Below are 15,953 nucleotides of genomic sequence, written 5' to 3'. Positions count from 1 at the left end.
AGGTCTAATATGGACAACGAGAAGACGGCGCGGGTCGGCTGGATCAACCTGGCCGACGGCGCACAGCTGACCGCCCTCCATCCCGGACCGGCGACGCTCGGGGTGGACCGCTTGCAGGGCAAGCATGTGGCCCGCGTCCATCAGCAGGATGGGCCGGAGCTGGCGCTGCGCGCCGACCTCGGCGCCCACCTGGCCGTCGACGCCGTGGTGTTGCTGATCGTCAACGCCGGGCCGGGGGCCACCATGCAGCTGTCGGCATCGGCGACATCGCCGGATCTCTCCGCCGGCGTGGTCTACAGCTACCAGGGCACCGCCTACGTCGACCCCGCGCACGGGTACGCCATCCACCTGCTGCCCGCCACGGTGACGGCGAGGTACTGGGAGGTGCGGCTGACCGACCCGGCGCTCCAGGTTTCACGCGCCGGCCGGCTGGTGATCATGCCGCTCCACCGCTTCGCCCATAACCTCCGGCCGAACTGGAGCACCCGGTGGGAGGACACTGCCGAGGAGCGCGACGGTGCCGGCGGGCAGATGTATGCCCGGGCCGGGGTGCGCCGACGCATCATGTCGGCCGACTTCGGCGAGCTGACCCGCGAGGAGCGCGACACGGTGGCGCTCGAGGTCGAGCGCTTGGTGGGCAAGACCGGTGACGTCCTCCTGGTGACCCGGCCGCATGCGCCGAACCTGGCGCACTACACGGTGTGGGGCAAGCCGGTGGACACCGGCGGCGTCAACGAGCCCCGCCTCGGGATCTTCAGCAAGTCCTTCCAAATCAAGGAAAGGCGCTTCTGATGACGTTCGTCTATCCGGATCGGGTCAGCGAGATCAGCACGACGGTCGGTGATCAGGGCGACATCATCCTGCAGGGCGCCGAGCCGTCCTACTGGACGTTCGCCAGCAGGATGGGGATCGGCGACGAGACGATCGTCGCCCGTGACGACGGCCTGACGTCGGAGCTGCTGCGGGTCCGCCTGGTGGCGGCCGACCGCCTGCAGGTGCTGGCGGTCTATGACTCGTCCAACGGCGGCGCTCGGGTGGTGTGGCCCGCCGGGCAGCAGCGGGTCTACCCGACCCTGCTCGGCCGCTATGCCCTGTTGCCGCCGACCAGCGACGCCGCCGGCCGGCCGGTGGTAGTGCAGCCAGACGGCAGCTATGGCGCAGGCAGTGTCGCCGTGCCCGCGCCGACTGGCCTTGCATTGGCGACACAGCGCGATGTAACGCAGGACGCGACGCTGATCGTCACGCTGCTGGTCAGCTGGTCGGCCGTCGCCGCTCCGGGCGTCACCTACGAGGTGCTGGTGCGCTCTGGCCAGACGAGCGGCTGGCCCGGAAACGCCTCCACCGGCACCACCTATTCGGCCGGCGGCGGCCTGGGCTATCGCCTCCCCGTGGTTCCCGGATACACCTACGGCGTGTCGGTGCGGGCCAGGACGGCGGCTGGCGTGTCGGCGTGGTCGGACGAATCCGCCATCGCAGCGGCCGGCGACACCTCCGCCCCCAATCCGCCGACCGGGATCCAGGCCCAGGTCGGCTTCCAGACGATATTCCTCTCCTGGATCAACGATACCGCCCCTGACCTGGACAGGGTGGAGTGGTGGCAGGCCGCGACCAACAACGCCGCGGCTGCGGTCTACATGCAGGACGCCAAGGGATCGGCTGTCGTGCTGTCCGGCTTCGCCAGCGGGGTTTCCCGGTGGCTGTTCGCGCGCTCGGTCGATGTCTCCGGCAACCGGGGCGCCTTCTCGGCCGGCGTGCAGGTGACGCCGGGAGCGCTCGACCTGTCGGCTTTCCCGTCCGACCTGCGGCCGATCCAGGACGTCGCCACCCTGCCCAGCGGGGCCCCCAGCGGCGGCGTGACGACGCTGCGCTACCAGGGACGTCTCTACACCTGGGACGGGGCGAGGTGGGCTGACATCGCCTCCGCCGGAAACCTGACGGGCCAGATCGGCAGCGACCAGCTATCGAACAGCGCCGTCACCCTGGCGAAATTCGCCGCCGGCATCACTCCGGTCGAGATCCTGGGCGCCCTGCCGGCCACCGCGAACTTCGAGGGTCGGCAGGCCTTCGTCGCCGGCAAGGCATACCGCTACACCGGCGGCCAATGGGTGACCGGCGTTCCAGCGGCCGACGTCCAGGGGCAGCTACAGGCCGCCCAGATCGCCGCGGTCAACGCCGCCGTCGTGACGGGCCAGCTCTCGCCGGACCAGATTGCCAGCCTCCCGGCCGGTAAGGTGACGGGCCAGCTCTCGTCCGACCAGATCGCCAGCCTGCAGGCGGCCAAGCTGGCCGGCCAGATCGTCGGAACCCAGATCACCGATGGCGCGGTGACGGCCGAGAAGATCTTCGCCGCAGCCGTGACAACGGACAAGCTGGCTGCGGGGGCCGTGGTGGCGGGAAAGATCGCCGCCGGAGCCGTGACCGCTGAGAAGCTGGCGGCCGGCTCCGTCGTGGCTGGAAAACTGGCGGCCGACGCCGTGACGGCGGGCACCATCGCGGCCAATGCGGTGACGGCCCGCGAACTGCAGGCCGGATCCGTCACCGCCGGCAAGCTGGCGGCCGGGGCCGTGACGGCCGGCACCATCGCCGCCGGGTCCGTGACGGCCAGCAACCTGGTGCTCGCCGACCCGAGCAACCTGCTGCTCAACCCCGACTTTCAGGGGGGATCGCTCGACGGATGGGTGGTCCAAGACGCCTGGATAAGCGAAGCCCCGGACAACGCCAACGATCCGCTGACCGGCGGCCGGTGGCGCGTCCAAGGGCACGCGCGCATCCCGCTGACCTGGGGGCGTAGCTTCCCCGTCACGGCCGGCGAGGCCTATTACGTCTCCGGGTGGATTTTCAATACCGCCCCGGAGCGTGCCGGCCTGATGCTGTCCTTCGCCGACTCCAACGGCGGGAATGGGTTCGGCTTTGCGCTCGGCGGCTACACCGACGTGAAATCGCAATGGACCTTTGTCGAGGGGATAGTCCCGGTCCCGGCCACGGCGCTGCGCATGTTCTTCATGTGCGTGGTCGAGCACAACGGCAGCGCCTCCCCCACCTTCTGGGGGCGCCTGACGCTTCGGCGGGCCACCGGCGCCTCCCTGCTGGTCCAGGGCTCCGTCACGACCGACAAGCTGGCAGCGGACAGCGTGGTGGCCGGCAAGGTCGCCGCCGCCGCCATCAACACCCGCGAACTGGCGGCGGGCGCCGTGACGGCCGACACCATGGCGGCGGGCGCCGTGGTGGCCGGCAAGCTGGCCGCCAACGCGGTCGTGGCGGGCAACATCGCGGCCGAAGCGGTGCAGGCTGGCGCCATCGCGGCCGGCGCTGTGACCACGGACAAGCTGGCGGCCAACGCCGTGACGGCAAACAAGGTGGCCGCCGGCCAGATCCAGGCAACCCATCTCGCCGCTGGCTCCATCACCGCCTCGAAGCTGGCGGTGGTGCCCAACAACCTTGTCGCGGACCCCTTCATCCAGGATGACGCCTACTGGAGCGCCCAGGGGCCGGGTTACCTGCCGCTCGACGGCACGCACCCGATTGTCGCCGGCATGGGCGTTCCGCGGGCCTTTCATGTCAACTACGCCTCCATGCAGGGCCAGCGCTTGAGCTATCTGCAGCGGTCCATTCCGGTCGACCCTGGGACCGAATACGTGCTGGAAATCGCCGCGGCGGCCGACACCATGCGGCCTTGGGCCGACGTTCTGCAGTACAGCCCATCCGGCGCGGGTCTGGGGGCGGCATCCTACACCCGCTCCGATGGGGTGGTGCAGGGGGCGACCGGCACACTGCTGACCGGGCGGAACCGCCTCTCCTTCGTGACGCCCCCCACCTGCTCGACCGTCCTGCTCCGCTTCGGCGCCGACGCGCTGAACGTTGCCAGCGGGTTTGTCATCTTGTCGGCGGTCAAGCTGACGCGGAAGACGGACGGCGCGCTGCTGGTCGACGGCTCGGTCACCACCCGCCACATGACGGCCGGCAGCATCAACGCCGACCGGCTCGCCGCCGGCAGCATCACCGGCAACCTGATCGCGGCCGAGACGGTGCGGGCCTCGTCCATCCTGGTCGGCACGGCCAACAACGTGGCGCCGGACCCCGCCTGCCGGGACCCTCTGGTGTGGTTCAACTCGACGCAGGGGGTTCCGGCGCCGGGTGACGGGATCAACTACGCGCCGCAGACGTGGTGGAGGACCGAGGGATACGTCTATCTGGCCGCCACCGGCGGGCCGAAGGACTACTTCACCAAGTTCTTCCCGGTGCGGCCGGGATCGAAGTACCGGGTGCGCTGGTCGGTCTACATCCACTCCGACTGGCAGGGCAAGGCCTCCTTCCTGCTCCACCAGCCGGCGGTCGCCTGGAACCTGCTGGGCGCCCCCAACGCCGGGACCTGGGCCGGCTACGGCGTCCCCTACCAGTTCACCGGCTCGAACCTCCCGAAGGACCAGCTTGTGACCTTCGAGGCGGTGGTCGACAACGTGGATGGGCAATGGGGGACACGCTGGCAATTCCGCCTGCTGCACGAGACCACCGCCGGCACGCTGGAAATCGGCGGCATCGAGGTGGTGCCGATGAGCGGGACGACGCTGATCGAGGACGGCGGCATCACCACCGACAAGCTGGCGGCCGGGTCGGTGGTGGCAGGAAAGATCGCCGCCAACGCTGTGACCGCCGGCACCATCGCGGCCAACGCGGTGCAGGCTGGGAACCTCGCGGCCGGGTCCGTCACGGCGGAGAAGCTGTCGACCGGCACGCTGATCACAGACTCGGCCCAGCTTGGCACGGCCACGGTGAAGACCATCACCATCGAAGGGAACGCGGTCACGGTCCCGACGACGGGCTACGACGGCAATACCTACACGATGACATCGGCGTGGGTGCCGGTCGGCAACACGCCGATTATTGACTCGGTTGGGCAACCTATCTTGTTCATCGCAAGCTGCATGAACATCCTCTATGGCGTCACCTACCCGAGCGGTCGCGTCGGCGTGCCGATGCTGGAGTTCCGCTTGATGCGGGCCTACTACGACTTCAACTCCCAGCAATGGGGGTGGGTGGACCTCACCCCGCCGCTCGGCGGCCAGATCTCCGACACCGACGTTGGCGGCGGGTCGCTGATCTCCGGCATTTCCAAGCCCTGGTGCTTCTCCATCGTGGATAACACCCAAGGGGCTGGGCGCTTCTCCTACCAGCTATGGGCGCGGCGCGCGGACAACGGAATGAGCCCGTTTGGCTGCCAAGTCGCGTACGTTTCCACAACCGCAATCGAGGTCAAGCGATGATGCGCTCCTATACCGCCTGGGATCGCGCGACCGGGCGCGTCCGGCAGGCCTGCAGCGGCCCGGAGGCGACCGCGGAACTGTCCTTCCCCGGCTACGCCATCTTGTGGGACGTCATGCTGGACGCCGCCCGCGAGTATGTGGACCCGTCGACCGGGGAGCCGCGCCCCCGCCCCATCCTGGACGGCCTGGAGGCCGACAAGACCAGCATCCAGGCCGATGGGCTGGACACCGCAACAATCCGCGGCATCCCGGCCGGCGCCATCGTGCGGATCGGCGCCCTGCAATACCAGATGGACGAGCCCACCCTGGAGTTCTCGACCATCTTCCCCGGCCGCTACGCGATCCATGTGGAATCCTGGCCCTACCTGACGCGGGAGATACTGATCCATGCGCGTTAAGTTCACCGGTCGTGACGCGACATGGGATGAGGTGCAGGCGGAGGCCCGCAGCCGCCTCGCCGACTGCGATCATGTGATGGTCGCGGACTCGCCATACACCGCCGAGTGCCGCGAGGCCTACCGGGCCTACCGGGCGGCCCTGCGGGCCATCAATCGTGATTTCCCCAATCCGGCCGCCGTCGTCTGGCCGGCTGCACCTCAGAAGGTGAAACATGCAGACGCCTGATCTTTGCAGCGCGCTGATCCGTCTCATCGAGCGCGATTTCCACTTCGGGAGGCACCTCGATGTCGAGGGAAAGCCGGATCCCGACTGGCTCTATGCCTGCCTCGCCATGGCGGCTATCGGCCATTCCCAGCGCGACCGCTATGCCGCGTTCGCGGCGGCGGCCATCGGCCTGCTGTATAGCGACGCCAAGGCGGCACTGCTGCTGTCGATCGAGCTTCCCCCGGCGGTGGCCCGGCTGCTTCTGGATGACAGCATCAGCTTCCCACAGCCCCAGACCCCGCCCCAGCCGGCGGCGCCCTACACGCCTCCCGATCAGGCCCCTGATCCCGTCTCTTGATCCGCGACAACACTCCAATCCTTAGGCCGCCATCAGGCGGCCTTTTTTCATGCCCGGAGGACTTCTGTGATCCGCTCCGTCACCGACCTCACCGCCGGCACGGCGGCCGCCACGATGCCTCTCTGGGTGGTCTACCTGCAGGGCTGGCTGACCTTCGCCACCGCGGCCGGCGGCTTCGCCCTCGTCCTGATCCGCCTGGCGATCGCTTGGCGCGAATGGCGTTCGCGCGCCACCGGCACCAGTCGCTGGTGGTGATCGACCGCACCCCTCGGCCGGCGCCGCCGGCCCAACCTGAAGGAATGACCATGAACCCGCTGTTCGCGGCGTCGCTGCCGCTCATCCTGCCGCTCATCAAGGAGTCGGAGTCGCTGAAGCTGACCGCCTACCTCTGCCCCGCCGGCGTCCCGACCATCGGCTACGGCCACACCGGCGGCGTCCAGCTCGGCGACCGCATCACGCCGGCGCGCGCCGAGGAGCTGCTGCAGACCGACTTGGCCGAGGCGGCGGCGATCGTCGACCGGGCGGTCACCGTGCCCCTCACGCCCGGCCAGTATGGGGCGCTGGTCAGCTTCGTGTTCAACGTCGGCGCCGGCCGCGCGGCCTCCGGAAAGGACCCCGGCAAGGACGGCTTCGTGCAGCTGCGCAACGGCAAGCCCTCCACCATGCGCGTCAAGCTGAACCGCGGCGATTTCGACGGGGCCGCCGCCGAATTCGGCAAGTGGATCAAGGGGGGTGGTCGGGTCCTGCCCGGCCTGGTCAAGCGGCGCCAGGCCGAGCGGGCGCTGTTCGAGGGGGTGTCGCTGGCCGCGGCCACGGCCGAGGCGCCGATTGCGCAGGCGGTCGAGCCGGTCGGGCCGCCGCCGGTCGCGCAGTCCGCGCCGGGCCGGGTCGCCGCCGGTGGTCTCGCCGTCGGTGGCGCACTGACGCTGGTCAGCGAGCTGGTGACGCCGGCGCTCCAGGTGGCGCAGCAGGCACAACAGGTGGCCGACCAGGTGCAGGTCGCGCAGCAGCAGGTCGCCGGCGTCGTCGACGTCTGGCAGGGGCTGCTGGCCAAGGGGCCGCTGGTCGCGGCTGGCGTGCTAGCGGTCGCGCTGGTCGCCACTATCATGGCGCTCGTCCGGGAACGCCGCGCGACGTCGCTGTGAGAGGGCAGGGCCGCCGCGACTGCCGGCGGCCCTTACCCCTCGGGGGATAGCCGGCCGGCTCGGCGCAGGAAAGTTTCGCAGCGCTCGACCTCCTGCGCCAGCCAATCCTCGTACCCCGGGTCGCCTTCGCCCGGCAGCTCTCCGGGCTGGGCGTGGCAGCCGCGCCGCCGGCACCGCCGACACCTGGCCGCCCGGGCGATGGCGACGAAACTTGCCTGGTGCCCGACCTGGCGTAGCAGGTCGGCCAGCGGCACCTCGGCCGCGTGCCCGCAGCCCGGGGCGGTGCAGTGGATCTCGACGGCGCGGCAGCCGGCCCGCCACCAGTGCTCCAAGGACCAGTACCCGAAGGTCCGTGTTGGTCGCGGCATGGCTACGGCACCGGCCGGCCAAGCCGGAACCGGTTTTCGTCGCTATAGGCCCAGGCGAGGAGGGCCTCGGCCTTCCGGACCTCGGTCTCCAGCCATTCCCGATAGCCGTCGGTGCCGGCGCGCGGCGGGTCGGCAATCTCGACGTGGCAGCCGTGGGCGCCGCAAATTCGGCAGACGCAGCGGCGGGCCAACTGCACCAACATGGTGCCCGGGTGGAGGCGCCGCAGCAGCTCCTCGACCCTCAGCCACTCCCAATGGGTGCAGCCCGGCGCCACGCAGAAGGCGCGCAGGCGCGTGATCCCGCAGCGCCGCAGCGTCTCGATCGCCGTGTCGGCGTAGAGCGGCGTCAGGCCGCTGATGTCCGGTCCCCACCACATGACAGGAACAATAGCGGAACAGTTTCCGTCTGGAAAGAGAGCCGCCTCAAGCCTGATCGCCGGCCATATGGCGCATGATCTCTTGCGCCAAGCTGTACGGCACCGACGCCAGCTCCCCCCGGTAAATCCAGTCCAGCGGAATCCGAAACCGATTGGAAAGCGCCAAGCCGACGTCCAGCGAGGCGCGTCGCGAGCCCGCCTCATACTGCGACCAGGCCTGAGTTGTGATGCCGATCGCCTCCGCGATTTCCGTCGACTTCAGGTTCAGCCCAAGCCGGGTCGCGTGAAGCCGCCGGCCGATCTCCAGCGGGTGATGCGGCGGTAGCACAGTGCTGGTCATTCTCATCCCCCGTAATCCATTGCTGCCGGCGCGAAGCAGCCGGCCGTCTCCTCCCACAGGGCCAGGACCCGCCGGCGGCCGGCCCGGGCGAGCCCGGCGGCCTCCTCCGGCGCGTTGGCCCACGGGTGACGACGGCGGTGCATGGTCTGCGCGAGGCGTGCCGCGCACTGCTCGTCCAGTGGGCGCCCGCGTCACGGCTGTTCAGGCGGCGTCGCGGACATCGGGCATGAAGGTCTTGCCCAGCGCGCGGAAGGCCTCGTCCACCTGGTCCCAGCGGGAGGCGTGGAACAAGCTGAACAGGCGGTTCACCGCTTTCTGGTCGGCGCCGATGGCGCGGGCGAGGTCGGCCTTGCGCCAGCCGCGGTCGCGCAGCGCGCGGTGGAGCAGCACCTTGGTCCAGGCCTGCGACGGCAGGACGATCACCGGCCGGCCGTCGGCCGGCGACGGATCGGGCACCGCCTCGCGATCGTCGATCAGGGATTGGATCATGGCGAGGGCGGCCTGCCGCACCCGCTCGGCCGCCTCCTCGCGCGTCGCGCCTTCGTCGTGGGTGCCCGGCAGATCGGGGACGGAGGCGATGACGGTGCCGCCCTCCTCGTCGAACACGATGGGATAGATCATGGGTCGCCCTCCTTGGCGGTGCCGGCAAATTCCGGCGATGGTCTCGACTATCTGCTGTGGGGCCGTTGGCCTGGATCACTCCAGGCCAACGTCCTTCCGTGAAAGGCTCAAACTCGTCAGGATCTTGTCCACCAGCCTGTCGGAGAGTTCGTAACCGCCGCCATGAAATGGGATGTCGGCCTTACGCCCCTGGTGGACTGCGATCTTGTGACCGCTGGACTTGTTCTTGATCACTCCGCCGACCCGCTTGATGGCGGCGGCGAGGACCCGTGGTTTCGTTGGCATGTCTCCCTCGCTCGTTGCTGATGTGAGGAATATGGCAGATCTGCCCCATGCCGTCAACAAGAAAAGTGGCAGATCTGCCCTATTCTGTCGGTGAGGTGACGAGGACGTGGTGGCATCGCCGGCGGGGGCTGCGGCTGGCGGTCGCGGGCCGGGCCGGGTCAGCGGGCGCAGCTGGAAGCCACCGTCAGCGCCTACCGGGAAGCGCCGACGGTAACGCGGACATCCAAGAAAATTGTGAAGACAATCAAGGGGTTTGGCTATGGCAACGGTCCCTCTAAAAGGGACCGTTCGCAGCAGTTCCAGAATAGGCCTGCCAAGCCGCGATTGACATTTGTATACGCGAGTGTATATACAGAAAGTGCTCCCGCCGAATGGCCTTAACTGGCACAGCGGGAGCTTTTTCAACCAGACGTAGGGTGTCTGTCATGTCTCACTGCCAAGCTAGAAATAGCTTTCCTATCAAACCGTTAAGAGAAACAACATGGAATTCGAGTGGGATGATGAAAAGAACGAACGCAACTATCTAAAGCACGGCGTTCGTTTTGATGACGCGATGTATGTATTTGAAGGTCCTACCATAGTGCGGCCTGATCTCCGCGATTATGGTACGGAAACTCGGTTTGTGACTTTCGGTCACGTGGATGGTCGCCTCCTGGCGGTGGTCCACACTTGGCGCGGCAATGTCTGTCGCATCATCTCAGCAAGGAAGGCGAACAAACGTGAACAACGAGCGTATCATTCGGCGCTCCTTGGCCACGCCCCGGACTCAGCCAGCTGACTGGTCGAAGTTCGACGCCCAGACGGATGCCGACATCGAGGTCGCCGTGAAAAGCGACCCCGATGCCGCTCCTCTAGCCGACGACACGTGGTTTAAAACTGCGCGCGTTGTCGAACCTGTTAATAAACAGGCGGTTAGCATTCGACTGGATCGGGACGTGTTGGAGTGGTTTCGCGGCAACAGCGACCGCTACCAGACCAAGATTAACAACGTGCTCCGGGCATACATGGAGCACGAAAAGGCCAAGCGCGCCTAATATTCCCCCTTAGTGAACCGGCGTCACGGCTGCTCCCCGGACGCCCGTTCGCACCCCTGTCTTTATGCCCGCCGCAATGGCGCCAATCCTCTATTGGTTCGACTGATAGATCAACGGGATCACGCCCTGCTGTTCAAGGATCTGTCGTGTTTCACCGCGGAACTCGCTCGCTGGCGCTACCACCACGAACACCGTCCCCGGCCAGTGCTTGCGGTAGAGCTGGATCTGGCGCAGCAGCTTTCCTACGGCAGGAATCCTGGTCTTTGCCTCGAATGCTACTCGAATTCTCTGCTCAGATCCTTCCTCCCAAGTGGACTGTCTGGTTTGGTTCCAGAGAAGCTCAACTCTCAGACCAATCGACCGCCTGAAGATGTACGTTACCAAGTCGACAGCACCCACGTCGTGGCCGCCTCTGTTCTGGACGATTTCTTCCCAGATCGGTTTACCGATCCTAATTGATGGTGGCGTGGGTTCTGGTGGCTGGTGGCCGGTCGCCCATTCCAGGGTTTCCCTGTAGGTCTCGTACGTAAGCTGACCGCATTGGTGATGGTCAATGTACGGCTCTAGGTACTGCCAACCCCGTGGCCCCCCATCCTCATCCACTGTGTAACCAAGTCCGACCATGTCCAGTAGTGCACACGGCCGTTCCCGGATCAGCCGATCCACCCACCGCACGATTGCGTCATGCTGCGGCAGCTCCAGTTCGGCATCGTCAAAGAGCTTCTGCTGGTAGTTTGGTTGTACCTTCCCCATGGTCGCCCCCTAACTTTCCGGTATGCGGGTATGAGTGCAACCCATACCCTTTGCCTTCCAGCTTAGCTATCCGCTATCGGGACGACCCTATGTGTGGTTCAGGATGGCCCTGCAGTCGAAAGCGGCTGCTTTCCTATCGCCGCGAGCGACCGGTTGGCCATGGCGACCAGCTCATCTGCGGATCGAATGCGGCCGTTGATCTTGTAGAGTCCCTCACCAGCACCGACCACCACGTGGTCCCGGCTCATGAGGTGACGGCGCGCCTGGTCGATCAGCGTTTCGCTGGCGGGTGGCGCCATTCTCGTGCGGCGCCAGTTGCTTGCACTCCAGTCGCTCCATAGCCCGTCGACCTTGATCCGGCGCCGTCCGCCGGCGCGTCGCTCCACGACGATGTGGCGGCTGGCCTCCAACCGCTGCAGGGCGGCGGCTGCCCAGTTGTCGCCTCTCCCAACCAGGTCGCCCAGGGTCGTCAGGGACGGGCAGGGCAGGTTGCCCTGTGCAACACGGCGCAGGTAATCAAGCAGCCGGGTGTCGTCCGGGGGCAGCGGCGCAAGGTCGACGTCTTGAATCGGTTCCGGCGCGACTACCGGTGTCACAGCAGGGGGCTCCGGTACCGGTGCGGCGACAGGCTCAACAACGGCCGCCGCGGGCGGCGCCGGAACCATCGGCAGAACCCGCACGACGCGCTGCAGCGCCAGCTGGTAGCGGGCGCAGATCTCCTCGATGGGCATGCCCTTGGCGGCGGCCCGCCTGATCTTCCGGTCGAGGTCGAGGTCTCTTGCCATGCGCGTCAACTCCATGCAGAGCTTCAGCGGCGCCGGCGGCCCTCCATGGCCGCCCGGGCCTGGTCCAGGTACTCTGGGCTGTGGTGCTTGTAGAGGGCGGTGGTCCGGGCCTCGGTGTGGCCCAGGAAGCCGCTGATCTGCCAAGTATCGACGCCGCGCTGGGCCATCCATGTGCCGGCGGTATGGCGCAGCACGTGGGGCGTCACGCCGGCGAGACCTGCGCGGGCAGCCACCGTGCGGAACCCGGTGCGGCAGCTCTCCACCGGCCGGCCGCGCCAGGTGATCACGAAGGGGTTGGCCGCCGTCTTGCGGGCTTTCCGCAGCAGGATCAGCAACGGCCGCGGGATCGGAACGGTCGGCCGCTGCTTCGCCGTCTGGCTGCGGCCGGTCGGCAGGTAGCGGATCATCCCGGCCTGCAGGTCCACCCGATCCCACGTCAGTTCGACGATCGCCGAGTGGCGGGCCCCTGTGTAGAGCGCGAGCGCGGTGAAGAGCAGGATGTGCGGCGGCGATCGCCGGGCCGTCCACAGCAGCTGCGCAGCCTCCGAGACGGTCAGCCAGCGGTCGCGCGGCGGGCGTTCCGTGCCGGCCTCTATCTTCGGGACCATCGTCAGGCGGCCGACGGCATGGGCCCAGCGCAGGGCGGCACGCAGCACCACCAGTTCCCGGTCGACCGTCGCCGGCGCGACGCCAGCCGCCGGCTGCTCCCTGGTCAAGCCGCGGCCGCGGCCGGTGCTCTCCCGGTGCCGGCGGTACGCCGACACGGTGGCCCTGGTGACGTCGGCAACGGTGCGGGTGCCCCACCACGCGGACAGGTGCTCGATCGCCACGCCGATCGCCTTCGTGGCGCGCACGTCGGGCCCATGTTCGAGGGCGTACCAGACCAGGGCCTGCTCGACCGTCAATTCTGCGGGCCCCCGGAGACGACCAGCAGCGGGGTCCGCTGCGGTTGATCTGGTCGCGAGGAATTCCGCGAGCGCTGCTTGAGCCCGGCCGCGATCTCCCGCACCCGTGGAGACGAGGCGGCTACGTCCTTTTTCGGTGTAGGAGATGTAGTATTTCTTGCGCTTCTTGAGCCAGACGAGGTGGGGGCCGGAATTTTTTCTGGGCATTCCCTCACCCTTGCGAGCCAAGCCTGAACGATCTCGGCGGTATACCAGTAACCGCCGCCGATCGCGTAGTAGGACAGCCGGCCGGCCTGGCGCTCCATGCACAGCAGCTCGGCCGGAACGCCGATCCGGCGCGCCAGCTCCACCTCATCGAACAGTTGGGGCAACTCGGGCTTGGTGGCCATCAATGGACCGTGGGGCCGTCCAAGGCGACTTCACCGCGCGCCATGGCGCGGTAATAGCAGATCACGAACTCGCGGACTTTCCGCACTGTCGCCGGCACCTGATCAGCCGCCAGCGTCGCCAGCAGTGCATCACCGCTCGACAGACCGGCCCGGCGCGCGATCTCCCCCAGGCACTCCAGGAAGTAGGGCTCGAGCCGCCGCTTCGCTGCGGCGACGGTGATCTCGGTGGCGGTCATCTTCGCCTGTGGCATCGGAGGCTCTCCTGCAGGTGGGTTGGCGGCCGCCGCCCGGGTACGTGGGGGGAAGGCGGCGGCCGCCGCTGTGGTGTCCGTCACGACCCGGACACCGCAGATCAATGGATGGTCAGCCTGCGCTCGGCTTCTTCCTTCCGGAGCCATTCGCGCAGGAACGCGACAACCCTCGTCTTGCTCATGCAGCTGTGGCTCCAGTGGCAGCCGGACTGGTCGATGTAGCTCGATATCTCGTACCGGCTCTCGTCATCGCCGCACCGGCTCAGCTGCAGCCCGATCTTGCTGTCAGGCAACGTGACCTTGACCGACCGTTGTCCGTCGATGAAGGGGGCGACGGCCACGGCGAATCTCTCCATCAACCGCCCGTCGATCTGGTTACCGCCGCTGTAGGTGATCAGCAGCGGCAGATCAGCATCGGGCGCCGGGTCCGGCTGCCGGGCGCGGTCGACCAGGTCCTGTGCATCCTGATCAGCGGACTGTTGCGGCTGCCCTGGCGTGGCGATTCCATAGCCCCGCGCGAGTTCCCTGAGCGCCGGCGACAGGTCGCCGGCGGGAGTCGCAAGATGGTCGGCGACCCAGGCGGCGAAAGCCTCGAGCAGCTGCAGCATCGGCATGCTCATCAGCCGGCTCAAGATCAGCCCCGTGGCCTCCTCATCACGGGCCGCCACGCGACCGCGGCCGATCGGCATGACGTCGCCGCCAAGAGTGGCCAGCGGTCCGCCAGATCGGCACAGCGACGCGGGCAGGCCAGGGTCGTCGCTGGGACCGCGCTCGAGAACCCCTGCATCCTCCTCGCTGCGCAAGGCATCCGCCAGCAGCAGCGCCAGGGCGGTGCGGCTGTCCTTGGCGATGCGGTCGGCCAGCGACTGGCGGAGCTGCGCCACCTGTTCCTCGTCCCGCCGGCGTTGCGTCGCGTCCGGGGCCTGGGTTGCCGTCGTCTGGTCCTGCGGCGCGACCGACGGGGTCCAGGTCTCCGGCTCCGGGGCAGGGGCAGGGGCAGGGGCAGGCCGTGCTTGCTCCTGCCGTGGCAGCAGCTCGTCATGGATCGTGATCACACCGGTAATCGGGTGCATCAGCACCAGCACGCCGGCGCCGGCCTCGTCGCTGCGCTCCGGCTCGAAGCGGTTTGCTGGAAACCAGCCATCCTCCAGGAACTCGGCCCAGGCCCAGGCCTCGGCCATCGCGTCCGCCAGGGACTTGCCGGCCGCGCGCTGGGCCGCCAGAAACTCCTCCCGGTCGGCGAAGTAGCGGGCGCCGTTGTCCAGCGTAATGATCCGGCCGGCGAAGCCGTCGAGGTCGAACTTCGCGCGGGTGACGGGCACCAGGCCGTCGGTGACGGCGTCACGCAGCTGCTGCAGCGTCTGGTAACGGTCGATGTGGCGGAGGACCTCGGCCTGCCTCGCGTGGCTGGCCGTCCCCAGCACATAGGCCTGGGAGACGGTCAGCAGGCCGGCACGCATGGCACGCTGCGCCTGGTCGCACAGCTTCTGCAACATGCCGACGCGCAGCTGCACATGGCGCGCGCTGCACCCGATCTCCTGCGCGATCGTGCTCGGCCGCCAGCGGTCAGGGTCAAGGGCGATCAGGTCGGCGAAGCCCTGCGCCTCGTCCAGGGGGTGGACGGCCTCGCGCTGCAGGTTCTCCAGGATGGCCATCGCCGTGTGACGGGCGTCGTCGGCGTCGACCACCGCCACCGGGATGATCGGCTGATCGGGGTCCAGGTCTCCGGCCTCCGCCAGCAGGCTGGCCGCGCGGAACCGCCGCTCGCCGGCGACGATCACGAATTCGGGCTGGCCCGGCTGGGGATCGTGCCGCACGACCAGGTTCTGCAGAATCCCGAAGGACCGGATCGAGTCCGCCAACTGCCGCAAGGTCTCCGGATCGAAGTGCTTGCGCGGGTTGCGCGACGACCGCCGCAGGACGCGCAGCGGGAGCAGCACCCGCTCGCCCCGAAACGATTTCGCAGGCAGCCCGGTACCGGTCTGCACCGCCTGGGTCAGCGCTTCCGGCTCCACCCCGAAGAAGGCCGCGACCGCCCCGAGCTCGGCTGCCGGCAGGTCGGTTGCCATGCCGACAAACAGGCGCTCCAGGGATGCCTTCGGTATGCCTGCAGCCTTCGCCAGATCCGGGATCCCCATTCCTGCCGCGCGCATCCGTTCGAACAGGCTGGCAGCCAACGGGCTGATCAGCAACGTGGTGTCAGGCATGATCGGCCTCCTGGAGGGCGCGGTGGCCGGCAATGGTCACCCGGCTACCCCACACCCAGCCGCGGTTGCGGCACTTGCGCAGGATCACGGCCGGCGCCGCGGCCAAGCCGGGCAGCTCGTCCAGACAGGCACGGCCGATGTCCACCATGTGGCGCAGGGCCGCCAGCAGGTCCGATTCAGTCAGAGGTGGCGGTGCATACTCCCGCGGGCGACGTGTAGCACGGCAAAGCTGCTGCACGGCCCTGGTGTGCGCGTCTGGAACCATGGCGGC

22 protein-coding genes are annotated in these 15,953 nt (G+C 68.2%); 9 read left to right on the top strand and 13 right to left on the bottom strand.

Annotated elements, in window-relative coordinates; translation table 11 throughout:
• Nucleotides 1–9 precede the first annotated feature (9 nt).
• The 7 genes from DEW08_RS30480 to DEW08_RS33640 all read left to right on the top strand — a co-directional run bounded on the left by DEW08_RS30480 (nucleotide 10) and on the right by DEW08_RS33640 (nucleotide 7,367).
• Nucleotides 10–792 carry a hypothetical protein gene (locus tag DEW08_RS30480; protein ID WP_109334567.1) on the top strand — a complete coding sequence of 261 codons (783 nt, stop codon included), beginning with the start codon at nucleotides 10–12 and terminating at the stop codon, nucleotides 790–792.
• Nucleotides 792–5,261: a phage tail protein gene (locus tag DEW08_RS31610; RefSeq protein WP_181449500.1), complete on the top strand. Its 4,470-nt coding sequence runs from the start codon at nucleotides 792–794 to the stop codon at nucleotides 5,259–5,261. The genes DEW08_RS30480 and DEW08_RS31610 overlap by 1 nt, the downstream gene beginning before the upstream one ends.
• Nucleotides 5,258–5,659 (top strand): hypothetical protein, encoded by a 402-nt coding sequence (locus DEW08_RS30470; RefSeq protein WP_109334565.1) that lies wholly within the window; start codon nucleotides 5,258–5,260, stop codon nucleotides 5,657–5,659. Before DEW08_RS31610 ends, DEW08_RS30470 begins: the two co-directional genes overlap by 4 nt.
• The gene (locus DEW08_RS30465) at nucleotides 5,649–5,885 is read left to right on the top strand and encodes a phage tail assembly chaperone (protein WP_109334563.1); all 237 of its coding nucleotides are present in this window, start codon (nucleotides 5,649–5,651) and stop codon (nucleotides 5,883–5,885) included. The genes DEW08_RS30470 and DEW08_RS30465 overlap by 11 nt, the downstream gene beginning before the upstream one ends.
• The gene (locus DEW08_RS30460) at nucleotides 5,872–6,222 is read left to right on the top strand and encodes a hypothetical protein (protein WP_109334561.1); all 351 of its coding nucleotides are present in this window, start codon (nucleotides 5,872–5,874) and stop codon (nucleotides 6,220–6,222) included. Before DEW08_RS30465 ends, DEW08_RS30460 begins: the two co-directional genes overlap by 14 nt.
• 66 nt (nucleotides 6,223–6,288) lie before the next feature.
• Nucleotides 6,289–6,477 carry a hypothetical protein gene (locus DEW08_RS30455; RefSeq protein WP_109334559.1) on the top strand — a complete coding sequence of 63 codons (189 nt, stop codon included), beginning with the start codon at nucleotides 6,289–6,291 and terminating at the stop codon, nucleotides 6,475–6,477.
• Nucleotides 6,438–7,367 (top strand): lysozyme, encoded by a 930-nt coding sequence (locus DEW08_RS33640; protein WP_342760823.1) that lies wholly within the window; start codon nucleotides 6,438–6,440, stop codon nucleotides 7,365–7,367. The genes DEW08_RS30455 and DEW08_RS33640 overlap by 40 nt, the downstream gene beginning before the upstream one ends.
• Nucleotides 7,368–7,399: 32 nt before the next feature.
• Here DEW08_RS33640 and DEW08_RS30445 read toward each other — a convergent pair whose 3' ends face one another.
• From DEW08_RS30445 to DEW08_RS30425, 6 genes are all read right to left on the bottom strand, one after another.
• The gene (locus DEW08_RS30445; RefSeq protein WP_146214810.1) at nucleotides 7,400–7,735 is read right to left on the bottom strand and encodes a hypothetical protein; all 336 of its coding nucleotides are present in this window, start codon (nucleotides 7,733–7,735) and stop codon (nucleotides 7,400–7,402) included.
• A gap of 2 nt (nucleotides 7,736–7,737) precedes the next feature.
• Nucleotides 7,738–8,112 (bottom strand): hypothetical protein, encoded by a 375-nt coding sequence (locus tag DEW08_RS30440; protein WP_109334553.1) that lies wholly within the window; start codon nucleotides 8,110–8,112, stop codon nucleotides 7,738–7,740.
• A 46-nt stretch (nucleotides 8,113–8,158) separates the two neighbouring features.
• Entirely contained in the window at nucleotides 8,159–8,452 is a 294-nt protein-coding gene (locus tag DEW08_RS30435) for a helix-turn-helix domain-containing protein (protein ID WP_168220589.1), read from the bottom strand.
• A gap of 2 nt (nucleotides 8,453–8,454) precedes the next feature.
• Nucleotides 8,455–8,595, bottom strand: a complete 141-nt coding sequence (locus tag DEW08_RS31490) for a hypothetical protein (RefSeq protein ID WP_168220588.1) — start codon at nucleotides 8,593–8,595, stop codon at nucleotides 8,455–8,457.
• 58 nt (nucleotides 8,596–8,653) lie between these two features.
• Entirely contained in the window at nucleotides 8,654–9,073 is a 420-nt protein-coding gene (locus tag DEW08_RS30430) for a type II toxin-antitoxin system HicB family antitoxin (RefSeq protein WP_109334549.1), read from the bottom strand.
• Between the two features lie 75 nt (nucleotides 9,074–9,148).
• Nucleotides 9,149–9,358, bottom strand: coding sequence for a hypothetical protein (locus DEW08_RS30425; protein ID WP_109334547.1), 210 nt, complete (start codon nucleotides 9,356–9,358; stop codon nucleotides 9,149–9,151).
• Nucleotides 9,359–9,839: 481 nt separating this feature from the next.
• Here DEW08_RS30425 and DEW08_RS30420 point away from each other — a divergent pair, with 481 nt between their 5' ends.
• Nucleotides 9,840–10,136: a BrnT family toxin gene (locus tag DEW08_RS30420; protein WP_109334545.1), complete on the top strand. Its 297-nt coding sequence runs from the start codon at nucleotides 9,840–9,842 to the stop codon at nucleotides 10,134–10,136.
• Nucleotides 10,078–10,392, top strand: coding sequence for a BrnA antitoxin family protein (locus tag DEW08_RS30415; RefSeq protein WP_109334543.1), 315 nt, complete (start codon nucleotides 10,078–10,080; stop codon nucleotides 10,390–10,392). The genes DEW08_RS30420 and DEW08_RS30415 overlap by 59 nt, the downstream gene beginning before the upstream one ends.
• 90 nt (nucleotides 10,393–10,482) lie before the next feature.
• Here the strand turns inward: DEW08_RS30415 and DEW08_RS30900 are convergent, their stop codons facing one another.
• The 7 genes from DEW08_RS30900 to DEW08_RS30890 form a co-directional block, all read right to left on the bottom strand.
• Nucleotides 10,483–11,145 carry a hypothetical protein gene (locus tag DEW08_RS30900; protein ID WP_146214809.1) on the bottom strand — a complete coding sequence of 221 codons (663 nt, stop codon included), beginning with the start codon at nucleotides 11,143–11,145 and terminating at the stop codon, nucleotides 10,483–10,485.
• 98 nt (nucleotides 11,146–11,243) lie between these two features.
• A complete protein-coding gene (locus DEW08_RS30410) occupies nucleotides 11,244–11,945 on the bottom strand; it encodes a hypothetical protein (RefSeq protein ID WP_109334541.1) in 702 nt (233 codons plus the stop codon).
• 8 nt (nucleotides 11,946–11,953) lie between these two features.
• On the bottom strand, nucleotides 11,954–12,835 hold the full coding sequence (locus tag DEW08_RS30405; protein WP_146214807.1) for a tyrosine-type recombinase/integrase: 882 nt from the start codon (nucleotides 12,833–12,835) through the stop codon (nucleotides 11,954–11,956).
• Nucleotides 12,832–13,224 carry a hypothetical protein gene (locus tag DEW08_RS30895; protein ID WP_146214806.1) on the bottom strand — a complete coding sequence of 131 codons (393 nt, stop codon included), beginning with the start codon at nucleotides 13,222–13,224 and terminating at the stop codon, nucleotides 12,832–12,834. The genes DEW08_RS30405 and DEW08_RS30895 overlap by 4 nt, the downstream gene beginning before the upstream one ends.
• Nucleotides 13,224–13,475, bottom strand: a complete 252-nt coding sequence (locus DEW08_RS30400; protein WP_109334535.1) for a hypothetical protein — start codon at nucleotides 13,473–13,475, stop codon at nucleotides 13,224–13,226. Before DEW08_RS30400 ends, DEW08_RS30895 begins: the two co-directional genes overlap by 1 nt.
• A gap of 101 nt (nucleotides 13,476–13,576) precedes the next feature.
• On the bottom strand, nucleotides 13,577–15,682 hold the full coding sequence (locus DEW08_RS30395) for a ParB/RepB/Spo0J family partition protein (RefSeq protein ID WP_109334533.1): 2,106 nt from the start codon (nucleotides 15,680–15,682) through the stop codon (nucleotides 13,577–13,579).
• Complete coding sequence (locus DEW08_RS30890) at nucleotides 15,675–15,947, bottom strand: hypothetical protein (protein ID WP_146214805.1); 273 nt, start codon at nucleotides 15,945–15,947, stop codon at nucleotides 15,675–15,677. The genes DEW08_RS30395 and DEW08_RS30890 overlap by 8 nt, the downstream gene beginning before the upstream one ends.
• Nucleotides 15,948–15,953 lie beyond the last annotated feature (6 nt).

Source organism: Azospirillum thermophilum (assembly GCF_003130795.1).
GTDB lineage: Bacteria > Pseudomonadota > Alphaproteobacteria > Azospirillales > Azospirillaceae > Azospirillum > Azospirillum thermophilum.
Note: the sequence above shows the minus strand (reverse complement) of the source record. Positions and strands in the feature narration are given on the sequence as shown.